Annotated in this window: 13 protein-coding genes and 1 riboswitch; of the genes, 6 read left to right on the top strand and 7 right to left on the bottom strand. The window is 45.0% G+C overall.

All coding sequences use genetic code 11. The features are described from left to right. Window positions 1–98 precede the first annotated feature (98 nt). From fdhF to cmoM, 5 genes are all read right to left on the bottom strand, one after another. The gene (fdhF, locus tag OCT63_RS06130) at window positions 99–4340 is read right to left on the bottom strand and encodes a formate dehydrogenase subunit alpha (protein WP_269983375.1); all 4242 of its coding nucleotides are present in this window, start codon (window positions 4338–4340) and stop codon (window positions 99–101) included. A gap of 293 nt (window positions 4341–4633) precedes the next feature. After that, a complete protein-coding gene (mukB, locus tag OCT63_RS06125; protein WP_269983374.1) occupies window positions 4634–9094 on the bottom strand; it encodes a chromosome partition protein MukB in 4461 nt (1486 codons plus the stop codon). Then, on the bottom strand, window positions 9091–9897 hold the full coding sequence (mukE, locus tag OCT63_RS06120; protein ID WP_161678045.1) for a chromosome partition protein MukE: 807 nt from the start codon (window positions 9895–9897) through the stop codon (window positions 9091–9093). Before mukE ends, mukB begins: the two co-directional genes overlap by 4 nt. Continuing rightward, the gene (mukF, locus tag OCT63_RS06115) at window positions 9878–11215 is read right to left on the bottom strand and encodes a chromosome partition protein MukF (RefSeq protein ID WP_102507513.1); all 1338 of its coding nucleotides are present in this window, start codon (window positions 11213–11215) and stop codon (window positions 9878–9880) included. Before mukF ends, mukE begins: the two co-directional genes overlap by 20 nt. Before the next feature lie 125 nt (window positions 11216–11340). Next, window positions 11341–12126 (bottom strand): tRNA uridine 5-oxyacetic acid(34) methyltransferase CmoM, encoded by a 786-nt coding sequence (cmoM, locus tag OCT63_RS06110; protein ID WP_269983373.1) that lies wholly within the window; start codon window positions 12124–12126, stop codon window positions 11341–11343. A gap of 115 nt (window positions 12127–12241) precedes the next feature. Here cmoM and elyC point away from each other — a divergent pair, with 115 nt between their 5' ends. Then, a complete protein-coding gene (gene elyC, locus OCT63_RS06105) occupies window positions 12242–13090 on the top strand; it encodes an envelope biogenesis factor ElyC (protein WP_060467406.1) in 849 nt (282 codons plus the stop codon). Between the two features lie 158 nt (window positions 13091–13248). Here elyC and torR read toward each other — a convergent pair whose 3' ends face one another. Further along, on the bottom strand, window positions 13249–13962 hold the full coding sequence (torR, locus tag OCT63_RS06100) for a two-component system response regulator TorR (RefSeq protein ID WP_060467405.1): 714 nt from the start codon (window positions 13960–13962) through the stop codon (window positions 13249–13251). Window positions 13963–14217: 255 nt separating this feature from the next. On the opposite strand from torR, the gene torD reads away from it, so the two are divergent. The 5 genes from torD to OCT63_RS06075 all read left to right on the top strand — a co-directional run bounded on the left by torD (window position 14218) and on the right by OCT63_RS06075 (window position 18305). Continuing rightward, complete coding sequence (torD, locus tag OCT63_RS06095) at window positions 14218–14865, top strand: molecular chaperone TorD (protein ID WP_161752215.1); 648 nt, start codon at window positions 14218–14220, stop codon at window positions 14863–14865. A 316-nt stretch (window positions 14866–15181) separates the two neighbouring features. Then, the gene (gene purR, locus OCT63_RS06090; protein ID WP_017055044.1) at window positions 15182–16186 is read left to right on the top strand and encodes an HTH-type transcriptional repressor PurR; all 1005 of its coding nucleotides are present in this window, start codon (window positions 15182–15184) and stop codon (window positions 16184–16186) included. Window positions 16187–16356: 170 nt separating this feature from the next. Next, window positions 16357–16442: riboswitch (cyclic di-GMP riboswitch) on the top strand. Between the two features lie 127 nt (window positions 16443–16569). Next, window positions 16570–17160: a TfoX/Sxy family DNA transformation protein gene (locus tag OCT63_RS06085; RefSeq protein WP_161672206.1), complete on the top strand. Its 591-nt coding sequence runs from the start codon at window positions 16570–16572 to the stop codon at window positions 17158–17160. A gap of 135 nt (window positions 17161–17295) precedes the next feature. Beyond that, window positions 17296–17976, top strand: a complete 681-nt coding sequence (locus tag OCT63_RS06080; protein WP_060467402.1) for a TVP38/TMEM64 family protein — start codon at window positions 17296–17298, stop codon at window positions 17974–17976. Window positions 17977–17987: 11 nt separating this feature from the next. After that, window positions 17988–18305 (top strand): putative signal transducing protein, encoded by a 318-nt coding sequence (locus OCT63_RS06075; protein ID WP_060467401.1) that lies wholly within the window; start codon window positions 17988–17990, stop codon window positions 18303–18305. 126 nt (window positions 18306–18431) lie between these two features. Here the strand turns inward: OCT63_RS06075 and OCT63_RS06070 are convergent, their stop codons facing one another. Continuing rightward, window positions 18432–19229: an alpha/beta fold hydrolase gene (locus OCT63_RS06070; RefSeq protein WP_017055040.1), complete on the bottom strand. Its 798-nt coding sequence runs from the start codon at window positions 19227–19229 to the stop codon at window positions 18432–18434. Window positions 19230–19360 lie beyond the last annotated feature (131 nt).

The following is a 19360-nucleotide window of genomic DNA, read 5'->3' as shown; positions in this document are numbered from 1 at the left end:
TATACCTAATCGAGTTCAATAAAAAAGCCGCATGATTGAAGTGTTTCCATAAAGTTGAACACTTCGGTTAAGCGGCTTTTTAGTGCCCGATGTTTAAGCTAGCTCGTAAGGCCATCCCCTCTAGCTTCAATTTCAAGCTCTCGAATTGGCTCAATACGCACAGCAGCCACCTTAAACTCCGGGATCTTGGCATGCGGATCTGTCGCCGTTGTCGTCAAACGGTTCACAGGAGACTCCACGAAATGGAATGGAATAAACACCACGCCTTTCTGCATTCGCTTGGTTACAAACGCCGCGATTTCAATTTCACCACGACGCGTTAATACTTTGAGCATCTGACCATTCGAGATCCCTAACGATTCAGCATCATGCACACTGACCATCGCTCGTGGCCCTGCTAAGTTATCCAGACCTTTTGTTTTACGCGTCATGGTTCCGGTATGGAACTGCTCCAATACCCGCCCCGTTGTTAGCACTAATGGGAATTCTGAATCCGGCAGCTCTGCCGCATATCGAAACGGAATCGCTTCCATTTGACCACGCCCGCGAGTGAATTGGGTTTGGTGCATAATACGAGTGCCGTCTGGGTTGTTCTTATTACTCGGCCACTGTACGCCATTAACCGTTATGTTCTCCCAACGTAAACCACCATATTGTGGCGTGACGCGGGCAATCTCATTGGTAATATCCGCAACTGAATCGTAGCTCCAATCACCACCCATCGCATTAGCCAGCAATTGGATAATCACCCAATCCTCTTTCGCGTCACCTGGAGGTAATACCGCTGGGTTAATACGCTGAACGCGTCGCTCAGTATTGGTAAAGTGACCTGACTTTTCAGCGAACGAGCAAGACGGTAGCACCACATCGGCATACTGCGCCGTTTCGGTTAAGAAGATGTCTTGAACCACTAGGAAATCTAACGCTGCAAGCCCTTCAATCACGTGCGCTTGGTTTGGATCACTGAGCACTGGATTTTCACCCATCACGTATAAACCACGTACATCTCGATTACACGCACCATCAATAATCTCGGTCAACGTTAACCCCGTTTCAGCAGGCAAATCAGCAACGCCCCACTCCATCGCGAACTTTTGGCGGACCATTGGGTTATACACTTTCTGATAGCCTGGCAGGTTGTTTGGCAATGCGCCCATGTCGCACGCACCTTGAACATTGGATTGGCCACGCAGTGGGTTGATACCACCACCTTCAATACCGATGTTGCCACACAAGAGCTGCAGGTTAGCAATCGAGCGAACATTGTCGTGGCCAGTGGTGTGTTGCGTGATACCCATGGAGTAATACACCGCCGTGCGTTTTGCCGTACCGATCAAGCGCGCCATCGCGAAGATGTCTTCTGCTTTAACGCCAGTCACCAATTCCACTTTATCGAGAGAGTAGCTTGGTGACATGACCTCTTGGAGCAAGGTATCAAAGCCATCCACACGATCTTCAATGTACTCTTGATCATACCAACCGTGTTTGATGATCTGCTGCATCACACCATTAATCAGCATCACATCGGTACCCGGTCGGTGTGCTAAGTAAAGTTCAGCATGATCGGCAATATCGATTATTTTAGGATCGGCGACGATCAAACGAGCACCGTTATGCCTCACTGCCTGTTTGATGTGTGAGCCGATAATTGGGTGCGCGGATGTAGTGTCTGAACCAATGATAAAGATAACATCTGAGTGTTTGATACTTGGGATATCATTGGTCATTGCCCCGCTGCCCAGCGAAGCCTCTAAACCAGTAACAGTCGAAGCATGACAAAGGCGAGCACAATGGTCGACGTTGTTGGTGCCTAGTTCACGACGTATGAATTTTTGGAACGCATAGTTATCTTCATTGGTGGTTTTCGCCGATGAGAACCCCGCTAAAGCGTTACTACCAAAACCTTGTTTGATAGCCGTGAGTTTCTCGGCAATCAGCGTAATGGCTTCTTCCCAGCTCGCAGGTTGTAACCAGCCATCTTTACGAATTAACGGTGTTGTAAGGCGGGCATCACTGCCGACAAAGTCGAAACCGAAACGTCCCTTAACACATAACATACCTTCGTTAACCGGAGAATCACCGCCCTCGATATAACGGATTTTGTTCTTCGCTTCGTCAACATGCATGGTCAGCTTACAGCCCACACCACAGTAGGTGCAGATAGTGTCGACCTTTTTAAGGATGTCGGTATCGCCTTGTTTTCTATCACGAGCATCCACCATCGCACCAGTTGGACACGCCTGAATACAAGATCCACATTGAACACAGTTAGAATCGCCCATTAAGGTCTTATCCGCACCAAAATTAGGGCGACACTCAGGCCTCGATGCTGGTTTCCCGTCTGATTGGTTCATGAAGCTTAGAACACCATGAACATTCTGTTCACGACACGCTTGGATACACTGACCACAACTGATGCAGCGGTTGGCGTCAAAAATGATGAATTCAGAACTGTCATCGACAGCAAACTTCTGTCTTATCGAACCAACCTTCGCTTCTTCAGCGCGAATCGCTTGCCAGCTGTCGTTAGAAGCCACATCGATTTTGTATTTTGGATGCGTTTGAGTAGCTTTGTATTCGGTCGAGTAGTCTCTTAGGTCGCAGTTTGTATTGGCTTGGCAACCACACTCTAAACATCTTGCTGCTTCGGCTATCGCGTCGGCATTATCAAAACCAGTTTCTACTTCGTCAAAGCTTTGCTCGCGCTGCTCAGGGGTGAGCTCTGGCATAATCTTACGCGCCATGCGCTGTATCGACTTGTACTGCTCGGGATCAACGGCTTTGAGCTGCTTGTGCTTTCTAGAGTTAAAGGGTTTAGTTGGAATGTTCCCCATATCACCGTTGAAGAATCGGTCGATAGCTTGCGCGGCAATACGCCCGTCTCCTACCGCTTCGACAGCTGTCGCTGGACCACGTCGGAAGTCACCGATACTAAAGATATTGCCCGTACCTGTGTGCATGGTTTGTGGATCCGCGTCCGCAGTATTCCAGCGTGTTAACGGGATTTCTAGTGACTCATTGTCCATGAAGCTAAGATCAGGCTTTTGCGACACGGCGGCAATCACAGTATCGAAAGCCTCAACAAAAAACTCACCCGTAGGTTTCGGGCTTCGTCGACCCGATGCATCCGCAGGGCCAAGCGCCATACGCTCTAATCTGATTTCAGATACATGGCCATTTTCACCAGCCATATTCTCAGCAGGATTGGTCAAGAAGTGAAACTTCACTCCTTCGTGTTCAGCTTCTTCAATTTCGTAGTCTTCCGCCGGCATCTCGTCTCGTGTTCGTCGATAAATTAGCGTGGTATCGGCCCCATCACGGACGGCTGTTCGAGCGCAGTCAATCGCGGTATTACCACCGCCGATTACCGCGACTTTCTTACCCGTAATGAAGTTTTTGTCAGTCACATAATCTTTCAGGTAATCGACACCCAAATAGCAGCCACCAAGGTCACTACCGGGATAATTCATCTCAACGGCTTGTGACGCACCCACTGCTAAGCAAACCGCATCAAAATCACGGCTAAGATCTGACAAGGTGAAATCAACACCAAGCTTCTTGTCGCACTCGACTGCCATTCCGTTACGACACATGAGTTCGATTTCTTTATCTAGAATCGACTTCGGCAGACGATACTCAGGAATCCCATAACGCAACCAACCACCAGCTTTAGGCATCGATTCGTAAACACTGACGTCATAACCTTCATTAGACAGGTAATAACCGGCTGTTAAGCCACCAGGGCCACTGCCGACAATCGCAATGCTCTTGCCTTTGCTTGGTTTCTTCGCTGGCATGTAGCTCTCTTGAGCGGCCAGATCGGCATCGGCTGCATGTCGTTTTAGCTGACGAATCGCAATTGAATCATCGACTAAGTTTCTTCGACATTCTGTTTCACAGAAAGCAGGACACACACGACCAATTGTGAGCGGCATTGGCAATGTCTTTTTGATCACTTCGATGGCTTTGGTATGATCATTTTGCGCAATATGATGGAGGTAAGATTGGATATCGACACCCGCAGGGCAAGCGGTTTGGCACGGTGCTTCACAGTCAGCGTAGTGGTCTGCCATGATACGGTTCAGCGCATCTTGTCGATGCGTCGTTAGCTGTTTAGATTGAGTGGTGATGTTCAAGCCATTGGCTACCTCAAGCTCACAAGAACGTGTCACGCCCATCCCATCCACTTCAACCACACACAAATCACACGGCACTTTGTCCGTTGTGTTGTTCAAACCACATAACGATGGAATCTCTAAACCACATGTTTTTGCTGCCTCAAGAACGGTTTGCCCTTGCTCAACGATTCGAAATTTTCCATCAATGACAATTTGAATCATACCTTAGTCCTACCTTTGCCTTTCGCACACGCGAGTTATCAACAATTAAAAATATAAGCAATACAATATCGTTAACATTATTAGACTCATGGCATTACCATACATTATTTGTGGATTTGTACGTGTGACCTCAAACAAGTTCCATTGATAATAACCACAAGGTATGAGAGGTCTTATCAGTATCGATGAGAAGATTGAGCTTGAGGCATTCAGTTGAAAAATTAAATGTGAGGTACAAAAAAGCCCCTAATGGTTAGGGGCTTTGAACAAATATCATTGGGCCATTACCGAGCTTACTGCTCAGCTTCTTCGATAAGCTCTTGAACCGGAGAGGCTGGTTTATTTTGCGCAAAACCACGCAGGCCAACAACGTGCACGTGTTCGTGATCTTTGAAGACCTTACGTACCAGTTTGTAGGTTGTGCCTTTTTCTGGGCTAATGTTCTCTGGGGCTGCAATCAAAAGTTGCATGCCTAGACGATCACAAAGCTCAAACAGTGTTGAGATAGATTTTGCATCCAAACGTGCTGCCTCATCAAGGAACAGCAAGCGACATGGGACGATATCTTTACTACGAAGTCGACGAGACTCCTCTTCCCAACTTTGGATAACCATCAACAGAATGGATTGACCCGTACCGATAGCTTCACCCGTAGAAAGTGCGCCCGATTCAGCTTGCAACCAACCGTCTGAACCACGGTTAACTTCTACACTTAACTCTAGGTAGTTACGGTAATCCAGTAACTCTTCACCCAGAACCTGTGGAGAGCGTTGACCCATATCGATATGTGGGTTAACACGTTGGAACAGCTTCGCCATTGCTTCTGAGAAGGTAAAGCGGGTGCTTTCAAACAGGTCTTTATGTTGCTCTTGCTGGGTAGCGAGCCCGGACAATAAGATCTCGTGGCTTTCACGGATCTTAACGTTCAAACGTACGCCCTTAACCTGACCAAAGTAAATATTAGACAAGCCTTGATTCAGCATGCGAATACGGTTCTGCTCACGCTGAATCGTCTTCTTAATGATGCTAGCTACCGACTCAGAACTGATCGCTAGGCGGTTTTCACGCTGCGTCAGTTCTTCTGTTAGACGAGCCAGTTCAACTTCCATCTCTTCGATTGCTTCAACCGGGTCATCCGTATGAATGATATCTTGGCGAATACGCTCACGAAGGTGTTGGTAAACTGCAATGTAGAACAGAACCTTACGCTCTGGATGCGCGTTGTCTTCTGATAGGCGCAGCGAATCGCGTAGATCTTCATTGTCAGCCACCGCCAAACGTAGCGCACCTAGTGATTTGTCCGACATAGAGCGAAGCTCGCCAGCCGTTAGGTAAGCCAGTTCGCGCTTGTGGAGACGACGTTCAACGTCATTCTCACGGGCTAAACGAAGCACTGAACACCAACCTGCTTTCGCTGCAACCACGAAGGTACGAAGCTCTGTGTACTCTTTCTGTACTTTCTTAAGACGCTTAGCCAGTGCTTTCATCTCAAGCTCTGTTGACGTAATCGTACGCTCGTATTCACTCTTACGGCTACGAGAGCTGTGCAAACGCTCTTGAAGCTCGTCACGACGACGTACAGCACGCTCTTCAGAGCCTTCATCAGCGTTTACACCGAACTCTTGAAGCTCTTGCTTAAACTCTTGAACCGTTTCTTGCTTCGCTTGATGCGAGCTCTTCAGTGCCGCCAATACTTGGTTGTACTGGTTCATCTGTTCACGAGCTTGCTTCAAGCCATCACGGCCTTTGGTTCTTGCTTGTTCTGCTTGAACCAGTTTCGCTTTAAGCTGCTCGCTTAGTTCACTGCTCTTATTAAGCAAATCAACAGAGTCTGCGTAAGCAAAGTAGTGACGACGCTCAATCAAATCAGACAGTGCGAATACTTTGCCTTTTAGAGCTTGTAGCGCTTTATCAGCTTGTTGATATTCCGCTTCTAACGCTTCAAATTGCTCAGGGTCTGCGTCCAGTGCAGAAACAACCTGCTCCAATGAATTAAGTGCTTTGCCGTGATTGTTCAAGAAAGACTTCGCTTCACTCAAACGCTCAAGTTGTACTTCTAGTTCAGCCAGGCGTTCTGCTAAGGTTTCGTCTTCTAAAATACGCACCATAGGCGCGAGTTTGTCTAACGCACCAAGTGCTTGCTTGCTTTGTAGAAGTTGGCTGCGTTGCTGCTGTTCTTTAGAATCCAACTCAGCCAAAGAACGAACAATTTGACTACGCTTATCACGAAGAGACGCTAGCGCCTGTTCAGGATCGGCGTTGAATGCAACGTGCAGGTGTTTCGCAACAAAGCTGTTGAATGCTTGGTATAGGCGATTCAGTTTTTGTGCATCAAATGCTGCTTTCGCGTGGTTCTCAACAACCACATCACGCTCTTCCCGTAATTTCTCTAGGCGTTGTTCACGAGCCGCACGGCCAAACAACGGGATCTCAGGGAAGCGAGAGTAACGCATTTGGCGATCGTTAAGCTGAACACATACAGCGCCTTCTAACTCATCTGCATTGAATGAGCTGTCATCAAACGCATCGACATCGCCTTCTAGGATGTAAAGATCTTCTGGACAATCATCAAGGTCCACCAGCTTCTCTTTAATACCACTGAGATCAGACACCACAATCGCATGACGAGCTGGGCCGTACATCGCACTGAAGTAAGGTGCATCACCAATCGTGATATCGTCGTAGATCTCAGAAAGTAGCACGCCTCCAAGCATATCCGCGAGGCCTTTCAATCGACGATCGTTAGAACCACCCGGTGAAGCTAAGCGTTCAATCTCTTGATCAAGTTCAGCACGACGAGTTGCCAATCGCTCTTTCGCGGCCGCTTGAGATTTCTCATCTTCAAGTACTTGCTGCATGTGAGTCATCACTGCTTGGCTATCTTCGAGCTCAGCTTCGGTTTGATCTCTTAATGCTTCAAGCGCATCGTTTGCCGTTATCCACGCAGGAGCAATGGACTCAAGCTTTTGAATCTCTTGATCGTGGTTTTGTTGCACACGACGTTGCTCACTCTTCGCTTCACGCAGCTCTTCTTGAGCATACTCAAGCGTTTCGATCTGCATTGCATGACGTTCGCGTTCTTCATCAAAAACCGCTTCGTCAGTCAGTGAGATGTTATGTTGTTTTTGATACTCGGTAGCAAGCTCTTTTGCTTGACGCTGTTGTGCCACGTCACGAGCCATGTCACGGTGCTGAGCACGCCACTGTTGTTCATTTTCAACAACGTGTTTTGCGTTACGGCCTTTTTCTAGCGCCTGCTTAGCGCTGTAGGATGCTTCTTTACGGTCTACGTCACCAACAATGTTTTTAACCAAAGATAACGCTTTGTCGAACTGTGCAGACGCAGCAGATGACATGTCTAGCTTATGCTTAGTAGACAGTAGCGTTTGCGTGCTTGATTCTTGTTGGGCTTTTAGCTCAGAAACCAGAGTTAATGCACTTTCTGCGGTAATAGATTCATCACCAAGTAACTGCTTCGTTTTCTCTAATGCTTGAACCGCTTGTTGGTATTGCAATGCACGAGTTTGTTGAACATCCAAAGCTTGTTGATAGTCAGCCAACTGAGTTTTCAGGCTATCCACTTCTTCTTCAGTCATGTTAGCCTGTTCTTCAGCAAGAAGTACTCGCTCTTGGGCTTCTTCAACCACCATCATCTGCTCTTCTAGGCGCTCATTAAGCTCTTCTAGATCTTCGCTGTAGCGGGCAATTTTCTCTTGCTGACGAAGTGCAGTTTGAACCAGCTGAAGATGATCTGAAGCCGCTTGATAATCTTGCTCTAGCGCAGATTCTTGATCAACCAGCAGTTCAAGCTCTTCTTGAACACGATTCAGCAGGTTGTTTTGATCAAGCAAGGTTTCGCGAGAACCAAACAGTTCACCACGGAGCTTCATGGTTTGATCTAACTTGTTACGACGATCGTTGGCATGGCGCATGTAATCCGCTGCCACGTAGTTCGTTGATTCAGTGATCAAATGCTTGAACAGGTCACGATCCGACTGCGTTGTCTTGATCGCTTCTAGCGTCATGCGGTTTTCGCGTAGTGCTGATTCCATATCTTGGAATGCTTTCTTCACACCGCCATTTTGCGGCAGAAGGTAATCACGCAGAGAACGCGTAATCGCACTGGAGATACCACCATAAAGTGATGCCTCAATTAAGCGGTAGAACTTAGAGCGGTCACTGCTGTTACGCAGTTTCTTAGGAACGACACCGTACTCAAACATCTGTGAGTGGTAATCAACAATCGAAGAGAAGGCTTTGAAGTGTGCACCTTCGTATTGTGCAACTGCAGCTTTCACATCGTTCAACTGACACACACGAGCGTGACTGTCTGAAACGTTCTGAATCAGTACATCCGTTGGTTTCACATGGCTTGGAAGACCTTGGATAACGAACGGCTTGATATCGACTTTCTTGTCACGACCTGCCACTTGCTGCAGTTTTACTGCAAACAGTAGGCGTTGATTACGAGAATTCACAACGTCTAGCGCCGCATAACATGCGCCAGGTTGAAGCTTACCGTAAAGGCCTTTATCACGAGACGACTGTGAGCTGCCCGCTTCCGTCGTGTTACGGAAATGCAGAAGGCTTTGGTCAGGGATCAGTGCTGTGATGAAAGCCGCCATTGTGGTCGACTTACCTGCACCGTTACCGCCAGAAAGCGTTGTAACCAATCCATCAATATCAAAAGTACGCGCAAAGAAGCCGTTCCAGTTGACCATGGTTAATGATTGATACTTACCTCTTTCAATCATGCTTCACCTTCTACTTTTGTTTGTTCGCCATCGTTCGACTCAAGGTCAAAGTCAGTTTGATCGTTAAAAATGTCTTGTTGACCGTTTTCGTCTACGTCTGCATCGACTTCTGATACAGATTCTGTTTGCTCTTCATTCAACAAGCTACCTTGGTTAGGCTCTTGAGTATGCACCACAGCCTCACCATCACGGATAAGACGCAGTTGAGCTTCTTTCATATCGTCGCCAACACGTACGTCAGCACCGAAACGGAATACCGCTTCGCTAATACGGAATTTACCCGTTTCGCCAATCGCAATCAGCATACCGATGCGACGTAGACGACGTAGAGAAGTACGTACTTTTTCGAATAACTTTTCTTTGTCTAAGTCAGAGCCAGACGCACGGTTGGTTGCTAGCTTCATGAGTTTTTTCTCATCCGCTAACGCCATTAGCTCTTCAAACAACTCTTGGTTGTTGAAAATGCCTTCGTGCGCTAAACGTTCTGGGCTTAGGTACAAGAAACACAATACCTTGCCAACTAACATGTCTAGTTCAGACAACACACTACGACCAATGAGAGACGTAGAACGCGGACGCAAGTAAAAGAAGCCTTCTGGCGCTTTCACAAGCTCGGTGTTGTAGCGTTGATAAAAATGCTGAAGCTCAACTTCAAAATCAGAAAGTAACGCGTGGTTATCTAGATCTTCTGTTGAAATATGCTTACCTGAACGCAGCATACTGTCTAGCGCGGGGAACAGTGGGTTCGCTATCGCTTTTACCAGTTTCTCTGGCATGTAATCATCAGTACTTGTTAATGACATTTGCTTGTACCTTTGCACCGAAATCGTTGATTGCCTGCCAATCTGGCTGAATAGCCTGATAGTCAGACTCTGAGTAACCTAAGCGCACCGCTTGGTCGACAACAATTCTGGCTAAATCAAAATGGTGTGTGCGAGGGTGTGCAGCGAGGTAGTCGCGTAGCACAAGGCCAAGATCAATTGGCGAACCTTGCTGTTTGTGAGCTTTTAACATCTCTGCAATTCGGTCTGAAAGCAGATCATTCACTTGCTCAAATTCTTCGTATTCTACGTCGATTGGCGCTTGACCCATCACTTCGTCATCACGAAGCACGAGTGCTTCATCACGTAGATCGGTGAGCTTCTCAGCATCGGCGTAAGTCAATAACCACGGCGCATCAAAGTAGTCAGTGACTGACTGACGCAAGCGTTGGCTAAAGGCACGGTTTTTATCCATATCAATCGCGGTACGGATAAACTTGTGAACGTGGCGGTCGTAACCGATCCACAAGTCGATCGCTTGCTGACCCCAACTGGTAATTCGATCAAGCTTCATCTGCAAGCCGAACAGGGTTTCTCCGACGAATTCGAGTTCATCGTCACCGTAAACAATTTCTTGAATATCGAGGATCTGTGTTTGCAGTTCATCACCCGCTGCTTGCAAGGTGTCTTGCAATTCTTTTAGCGTGGACGAGGTTTCTGATAACAAGGTTTCACAGTTGTTGATCGCCTCTCGCCAATCTTTGTTTAAAAGGTCGGCAATTTGCTGCTTAACGGTTTGCTGCTGCTCATCCATAACACGTTGGTTAAGATCGATCTGATCGAAAATCTCACCAACAGAATACTTGAGCACGCCGTAAACGTTCTTTCTCCAATGTCCTGGCGTTCCGCCTTTTTGTGCTGCTTCAATGGCTTTTGCCATCTCATCTGCAACCATAGAAAGCTGGATAGACAATTTTAATTTGGAGAACTGACGATGACGTAAGTAATAATCTGAGATACCAATCGCCAATGGTGATAGGCGATAAATGCTCGCGCCATCAGTGATTTCGCTGGTAAAGCGGCTAATCAACTTCTGTTTAACCAACTCGTTGATGGCATTGTTGGCACGAAACGCCGACGCTTCGCCAGTATCTTCAAACAGTCGAGTGACAATGGCAAATGCATCGTGCAGTTCACCCTCGCCTAACTCTTCATCGAACCTTTCATTGCTTAATACTGCGATAGCAATCAAAAATGCTAAGCGCTCTGGTGGCAAGTTTAATGAAAAATCATGCTGCTTGACCCAGCCCACCAACTCATCAATTGGCTGCTCTTCGGCAGTTTGAGTCATTTCACTCATTGTGGTTCCTGTTACTGTTCTTTGTCATATCGAACATGTTAGATATGACGCCTATTTCTTTATGACGCGGGCTTCTTACGATCGCATAGCGCATGTTGTGGCTTCTTTTACCACATTCACCGCTGTTATTGTGCAGGTTTTTGAGCCCAAACGTGAATATAACGGCCTAGCGACAGATATGGCTCCTGGCGACATAGCTGTTTTTCTAGTTCCAATACATCTTCAAATTGGTAATCGCCCATGTACTCCATATTACCTATGTAGTCACTAAAAGAGCGAATGCCAGATTTACCGCAGATTTCCAGACCGGCGTCTTCTATCCATTGATAAACCTCTTCAGGCTTCAAGCCTTTTTGTGGTTGCAGCTTAAACCGTTTTCGATGTGGCATCCCATTCAATACATGAGGAATGTTGCCACAAATCACATTTTTCAGGACTAATCCGTGGTGGTTGTAAAACATTATCGAGGCAACGCCACCCGGTTTTACTTGTTCTAACAATAAATCAAGCGCCTCTTTTGGGTCGGCTAGCCACTCCATGACCGCGTGAAACATCACAAAGTCGACTTTCTCATCGAGGTGTTCTGCCACTTTTTGTACCGGTGAATGAATAAATCGATACTGCTCTAACAAACCCGCTTCGCAGATACTTTTTTCTGCGAGTTTAAGCATCTCAGATGAGAGATCGCATAAAGACACGTGATGTCCAAGCGCGGCAATTTTTTGCGACACCTGTGCAAGTCCCCCTCCAGCATCAAGCACATGCAACGGTGAAGATGAATGCTCAAATTTGCTCAAAGCTTGCTCTAAATCTTCCCATACAATGACTTGACGGATCTCTCCTTTGTCAGAGCCGTAAATATTTTTTGCAAATTTGTGGGCAATATCGTCGAAATTACGGTCTTCAGTCACGGCTACTTGAGTTATTATGTCCTATCGTGCCTGCTATTCTGTCACAGGAATTTCAGGAATAAAGAGGCGATGTCTCTTTTTACTACTAAGTGATGTTTTTTCGGACTATTCGGATATGTTTGAGCTGAAAAAAGTAGTGTCTTCGTTACTGATGCCACTGCCAGCAATGTTAATTCTCGCCTTTCTGGGTTTAGCCCTAGTGATGTTTACTATCAACAGGAAGACGGGTTGCCTAATTACCCTTTCAGCCCTCTGTGGTATTTTCCTAATCGCTTTCCAGCCAGTTTCTAGCCAACTTTTAATGCCAATGGAAAGGCAACACACCGCTTTTTTACCCGTCGACGATACCGTCGATTACGTGATGGTGCTTGGAAGTGGTCACGTCGTAGACGACCAAATCCCGCCTACATCAGAGCTTAGCCGCACCGGTTTGATGCGTTTGAGTGAAGGAATTCGTATTCTACGTCTTTATCCTGGTGCCAAACTCATTTTGTCTGGCTACGGAGGAGGCACTGAAGTGAGCAATGCTAGAATGATGGCTAAGGTTGCCCTGGCCCTCGGCGTAGCAAAACCAGACATCATTTTGCTTGAGACAGCAAAAGATACCTGGGAAGAAGCCCGCCAAGCTGCTGCGTTTGTTAAACACAAGAGAATGGTATTGGTGACTTCTGCTAGTCATATGACTCGTGCATTGAATGAGTTCAATGCTGCAGGTATGGATCCATTACCTGCACCCACAAACTACCTTGCACAAGAAGGGATTGTTGAGCCTTGGAATAAGTACATGCCTAAGGCGCTCTACCTTGAGCAAACCGAGCGTTACTGGCACGAGACTATGGGATTGGTTTGGCAAAGCCTACGTGACTGGCTAGACACCAGTAGGGACATTTCAGAAGAACCGGTTGTTGTTCCTGAAGCTTCTAGCTTAGCTGAGGAAGACAGTGAAGTTTCTGCAGCACAATAAGCTCAGCTCAGCCTATTGAGCAGATAGAGCAGCAAAGAAATTTGTAGGTTCTTAGCTCACTGGCAATAACCGTTAAGTAATAAAAAGCCGAGACATCAAATGATGTCTCGGCTTTTTTCCTTCAAATATCGTTACTAATGATAATTTCCCAAAGGGTATTAGTCACCAGCGAACATATAACCTTCACCGTGAACCGTCACAAAAATCTGTGGATTCTTAGGGTCGAACTCCATTTTGGCACGCATACGACGGATTAGTACGTCGATAGTACGGTCATTAGGCGCGTCCACTCGATGACTGATCATATTAAGAATACGTTCACGGCTTAACACTTGGTTAGGGTGGGAAGAGAGCGCTACTAGCAACTCATATTCCGCTTTAGTCAGTTTAACTGGATCACCGTTTTGGCTTAGTGCGCGACGAGGAATATCAAACGTCCACTCACCAAAACGAACCACAGATTCATTTTCTGTTTCTTCTACCATAGCGACCGCTATTTTACGAGCAGCAGCAATACGCCAAAGTAAGTTTTTAACTCGAACCAATAACTCGCGAAGTTCGAAAGGTTTAGTAACATAATCGTCTGCCCCCATTTCTAGGCCTACGATTTTGTCGATGCTATCCGTGCGTCCAGTAACTAAAATAATTCCAATGTCTGATTGACTGCGTAATTCGCGAGTTAGCATCAATCCATCTTCGCCTGGCAAGTTGATGTCCAGCATAATGAGGTCCACGTTGTTTTCTTCTAACACGCTTCTCATTTGAGCGCCGCTTTCTGCTTCGCTCACTGTGTAACCTTCGTTCTGGAAGTATCCAACCAATTTACTGCGGGTTACCACATCATCTTCTACGACTAATACGTGATAGCTCATCTACACCACTTTTCTTATTTAATAGTTTCAATGACTATTCTATTCATAACTAGTAACAATTCTAGTGGTGCAGAAGATAAAAGCCAGAAACATGGATTTTTTTTGATACAAGACAATCTTAAACCTTGCTATTTATCGTCCATAACAATTCAATATGGGCATTACCACTAACGAGTAGCTTTGCGCTTAGCAAATATCACGGTTAGTTAGACTGAATACCCCGGGTATACGAAAGACGATATTAGGATCAATCAAATGAAAGATACAAAAGCGTTCAACGAACAAAGAGCAGAAATCTACTGGTGGTTATCAAGCTTATTCGCCAAAGAACTCACTCAAGAAGAGCTCGATCACTACCACTCTGTTGAGATTCGTTCTTTCTTAACTGGCTTAAGCGAAAATAAAACACTAGAACCTGCGATTAATAACTTAGTTGACGCACTAAACCGTCTGCAAACACGTGAAGATGCTCAACTGGAACTGTCTGCTGACTTTTGTGATCTTTTCTTAAAAACAGATAAACATGGTGCCCTTCCGTACGCTTCTATGTACATCGGCGAAACTGGACTATTGAACGATAAGCCAGCAAAAGAGATGGAAGAGATCATGGCTAAACACAACTTAGTGGTTAACCAAGACCTGAAAGAGCCAGCGGACCACATTGCTATCGAACTCGATTTCCTTGGTAACTTGATCATTCGCTCTAACGAAACAGAGCTTGAAGAAGAGCTAGAAAAATCATTTTCTGTTCAACAACAGTTTATCGAGCAACAACTCCTTAGTTGGGTACCTAAGTTCAACGTGAAATGTCATGACGTTGACGAATTCGGTTTCTACGCTTCAGTCTCATCTCTGTTACTCGCCTTCTGTAATTTAGACGCTCAATATCTAGCTGGTGACTAAACTTATTGCATGACTAGGTAAATAAATTCAATAGAATGTGACAATTCACCCGGATTTCAGGGTGAATTTTATTGCGAGTAACTTCTAGTCAGTCTAAAATTGTGACCGCAAACGATAAAATATGAAACATTCACGAAATGCTATGCTTATTTAAGTTCAGAGCATTTCGGTGTTAAGACAAGCCGCTCAATAGCGGTTTTTTGTTTTTTAGCACGTTAGTACCCAAAGAGCCCTACAAATTACAGCTCTTAGTTAGGTAGCTTAACGGCTACTTTATTCCGTACTTTGGGAAAGTAGCTTCTAATAGGATAAAACCATGGCCACGATAAAAGATGTCGCTCGCTTAGCCGGCGTATCGACAACAACCGTTTCTCACGTAATCAACAAAACACGTTTTGTTGCAGAAGCGACTCAAGAAAAAGTAAACAAAGCTGTAGACGAACTGAACTATGCGCCAAGTGCTGTTGCTCGTAGCTTGAAGTGTAATACAACGCGCACTATCGGCATGCTTGTTACTCAATCAACCAACCTATTCTTCTCTGAAGTTATCGATGGTGTTGAGAGCTACTGCTACCGTCAAGGTTACACTTTGATCCTGTGTAACACAGGTGGTATCTATGAGAAGCAACGTGACTACATTCGAATGCTGGCAGAGAAACGTGTAGATGGCATCTTAGTTATGTGTTCAGACCTAACTGAAGAACTAAGAGTGATGTTAGACCGTCACGCTGACATCCCTAAAGTTATTATGGACTGGGGCCCAGAGAGCTCTCAAGCTGATAAGATCATTGATAACTCTGAAGAAGGTGGCTACCTAGCAACCAAGTACCTGATTGAACGCGGTCACTCTAAAATTGCCTGTTTAAGTGGCCACTTAGACAAAGCAGCCTGTGTTGAACGCATTGCCGGTTACAAGCGCGCACTCAACGAAGCTAAGATTTCTACCGATAACAACATGATCATCGAAGGCAACTTCGAGTGCGATACGGCAGTTCTTGCTGCAGAGCAAATCGTTGAGATGGAAGATCGCCCGACTGCTGTATTCTGCTTTAATGACACGATGGCACTAGGTCTAATGAGTCGACTGCAACAGAAAGGTATTCGTATTCCTGAAGATATTTCGATCATTGGTTACGACAACATCGAGCTGGCTGAATACTTCTCCCCACCTTTAACAACGGTGCACCAGCCGAAACGTCGTGTTGGTAAAAATGCTTTCGAAATTTTATTAGAACGTATAAAAGACAAAGATCATGAAAAACGTGTCTTCGAAATGCACCCTGAAATCGTAGAGCGATGTACAGTTAAAACGTTAAATTAATTGATAAAATGAGTTTAATTTCATCAAGCGCACCTTTAGGTGCGCTTTTTTTATCAGCAACTAAAATGAACCTAGATGCACAACACAAAGATCATTAATTGAAGCGATATCACATTTTGAAATAACAAGTGTGAGCCTCATTCAACAAAAACTTTATTCTATTCAATCAGTCACGCACAGGGCAAACCTCTTGAAAAAGTGGGACGCAAAGCTTCCGGCCTAAACCACTCGTTGGTATGGTAGCGGGGTTACCGATGGCAAAATGCAGTAACGACTAATCATTTAGTAATTTACGGCCTATTGACAATTTTATTGCAACATTTTGCTAATCTCTCGGACCTGCTTATTTGGTGGCGTAGTTCAAATACACCGAGATAAATAACATGGATAAACCGATACTAAAGGACTCAATGAAGTTATTTGAGCCCTTAGGAAAAATAAAATCACGCTCAATGTTTGGTGGATTCGGTCTTTTTGCTGATGACACAATGTTTGCTCTGGTTGTTAATGACCAACTGCACATACGAGCAGACAAATGCACAACAAAGCAATTCGAACAACAAGGGTTTCAACCATACGTCTACAAAAAACGTGGCTTCCCTGTCGTTACTAAATATTTCGCTTTACCTGAAGGCTTATGGCAAGACCAAAAGCAAATTTTGCAGCTTGCAACCACGTCTCTGGGTTTTGCTAAAGAAGAAAAAGCTGAACAGTCTTCTGCTAAGCCGACCCGACTCAAAGATCTTCCGAATCTTCGACTCGCGACTGAACGTATGTTGAAAAAAGCAGGTATTGATTCCGTAGAACGTTTATATGAATCTGGCTCTGTAAACGCGTTTAACGCTATTAAAGAATCACATACATCCTCTGTCAGTATTGAACTACTTTGGGCGTTAGAAGGAGCAATTAATGGTACACATTGGTCCGTAATTCCACAGCAACGTCGTGAAGAACTTATAAATCGTGTTAACTAACGCTGTTAGCTTAAACCTATCGATACAACTAAGCCGCATTTCTTGCGGCTTTTTTTATATCTGCTGAAAGTTAATCTATGCTTTGCCTGTCTATCTATACTATCGGTATGCATTGAAAATTTAGAGGAAGTATCAATGAGTAAGAAAATGATATTGGGTATTGTGTTGGTCGTAACAATTGTCTTGTTAGGCATCAATTTCGGCCAGTACTTAACGCTTGAAAATGCTAAGACCCAACAAGCTGTTTTAAATGACTACATTGACAGCAACTTTATTTCAGCTGCCGCTATCTATTTTATTGCGTATGTAATGATTACTGCTTTCTCAATTCCTGGTGCCGCTGTTGTCACCCTGCTCGGAGCTGCTCTATTTGGTTTCTGGAATAGCTTGCTGCTGGTATCTTTCGCAAGTGCAATTGGCGCCACGCTTGCCTTTTTAAGTAGTCGCTATTTATTACGAGACTGGGTCCAAACTAAGTTTGGCGGAAAATTAACGACGATTAACAAGGGGGTCGAAAAAGACGGAGCATTCTACTTATTTTCCCTGCGTCTGATTCCTGTATTCCCTTTTTTCCTTATCAACCTACTGATGGGCCTAACGCCAATGTCGGTCAGTCGTTACTACATTACAAGCCAAATAGGCATGCTACCAGGCACGGCGGTTTTCTTGAACGCCGGTACTCAACTTGCGGAGATTGACTCACTTTCAGGTATCATTTCCCCTTCAGTATTGTTGTCATTTGCTTTACTCGGGGTGTTCCCAATTTTTGCTAAATGGCTAATGGGTAAATTTCGCTCAACACCGATAACTGATTAAGGTTCTATGTCATGAAAATCTTTGTTGCATCGAATCCGACAGAAGCCCACATCATATGTGGATTGCTAGAAAGTGAGAATATTGCATGTGAGGTCCGTGGTGAGGGGTTGTTTGGTTTAAAAGGGGAACTCCCATTTACAGAAGATACTGACCCGTACGTTTGGCTGTATGAACCAGAACTGGCCAACAAAGCTCTCACTATTGTAAATGATTACCAAAAGCAGCAAGATTCGATCATCTATGAAGAGTGGCGATGTAGTGAGTGTCACGAAGTCAACGAAGCACAATTTGGTTCTTGTTGGCAGTGTGGCGCAGCCTCACCTGAGTAATACGCAAAGACTGTGACAAGAGGCTCGGTTTGATACCTCCTCAAAATAAAAACGGGAAGCTAATCTAGCTTCCCGTTTTTATTTCAACTCAATCTAATCATCTATCCTGATAATAAACCTAGAGAATTATTGAATTTGCTTTTGGATAAACTCGATAGAATGTTGATTGAATGCTTCAGGGTTTTCTACATTGCATACGTGACCGCAGTTAGCGATTTCAACTAGTTCACTCGACTCATGTGCTTGCACCATTTCCTTTACTGGCTTAATGAACATGTAATCACGCTCTCCCATTAAATAGAGAGTAGGAATGGGTAACTCTCTATCTTTGAAATACTTCATTAGGGGATTAACATCTGCGGTTAAGATGAACCAACGTTTAAACTCTTTTTGGCATAGTTTCTTTGCTTCTCGGATAAACAGATGACGAGACTCTTTTTGGCTTTTTTGTGGCATTACTACATACGCAAAAAGACTGTATAACCACATATAAGGAATAATGTGTTTACTTAAGTTACCTAATTTGATTAAAACTTGAGAACGCGTGTTTAGCTTAGTGACAGCGCCACCTAATACCATTGAACGCACACGCCCTGCAGCTAACTCCGCAACGTTACGTACTATGATCGTGCCTAAAGACATGCCAACAAAATGTGCAGAACGGATTTTAAGATGGTCCAACACCTTGAGAATATCAAGCGTCACTGATTTGAAGGTATAACGATTCGAAATCAGCCCTTTAAGTATATTGTCTGATTTACCATGCCCTCTCAAGTCAATGAGCAGCAAGTTGAAATGCTGTTTATACGCTTTGATCTGCTTGAACCAAATAGAGGAACTGCCTCCAGCGCCATGCACAAATACAACCCACTCATCGCTCGTAGGGTGAGTAAATGTTTTATGAAATAGTAAACTCTCAGACATACCTATCGCTTTAATTATTGGAATGGAGCTATGCCTCTTCACGAGGCGATGACTAGGATATCACGCTATCAAGAACTTTAAGTGATAATAGTGTCAAACCTACCATTAGTCATGTGAATACCTACCCCACC

Source organism: Vibrio sp. RW, from assembly GCF_027587105.1.
Taxonomy (GTDB): Bacteria; Pseudomonadota; Gammaproteobacteria; order Enterobacterales; family Vibrionaceae; genus Vibrio; species Vibrio toranzoniae.
The sequence above is the reverse complement of the archived record's forward strand: the minus strand, read 5'-3'. Positions and strand labels throughout refer to the sequence as shown.

Coding starts and splice junctions, on each gene's coding strand:
- fdhF (WP_269983375.1), bottom strand. CDS start 4,340: ATGATTCAAATTGTCATTGATGGAAAATTTCGAATCGTTGAGCAAGGG.
- mukB (WP_269983374.1), bottom strand. CDS start 9,094: ATGATTGAAAGAGGTAAGTATCAATCATTAACCATGGTCAACTGGAAC.
- mukE (WP_161678045.1), bottom strand. CDS start 9,897: ATGTCATTAACAAGTACTGATGATTACATGCCAGAGAAACTGGTAAAA.
- mukF (WP_102507513.1), bottom strand. CDS start 11,215: ATGAGTGAAATGACTCAAACTGCCGAAGAGCAGCCAATTGATGAGTTG.
- elyC (WP_060467406.1), top strand. CDS start 12,242: ATGTTTGAGCTGAAAAAAGTAGTGTCTTCGTTACTGATGCCACTGCCA.
- torR (WP_060467405.1), bottom strand. CDS start 13,962: ATGAGCTATCACGTATTAGTCGTAGAAGATGATGTGGTAACCCGCAGT.
- torD (WP_161752215.1), top strand. CDS start 14,218: ATGAAAGATACAAAAGCGTTCAACGAACAAAGAGCAGAAATCTACTGG.
- purR (WP_017055044.1), top strand. CDS start 15,182: ATGGCCACGATAAAAGATGTCGCTCGCTTAGCCGGCGTATCGACAACA.
- OCT63_RS06085 (WP_161672206.1), top strand. CDS start 16,570: ATGGATAAACCGATACTAAAGGACTCAATGAAGTTATTTGAGCCCTTA.
- OCT63_RS06080 (WP_060467402.1), top strand. CDS start 17,296: ATGAGTAAGAAAATGATATTGGGTATTGTGTTGGTCGTAACAATTGTC.
- OCT63_RS06075 (WP_060467401.1), top strand. CDS start 17,988: ATGAAAATCTTTGTTGCATCGAATCCGACAGAAGCCCACATCATATGT.
- OCT63_RS06070 (WP_017055040.1), bottom strand. CDS start 19,229: ATGTCTGAGAGTTTACTATTTCATAAAACATTTACTCACCCTACGAGC.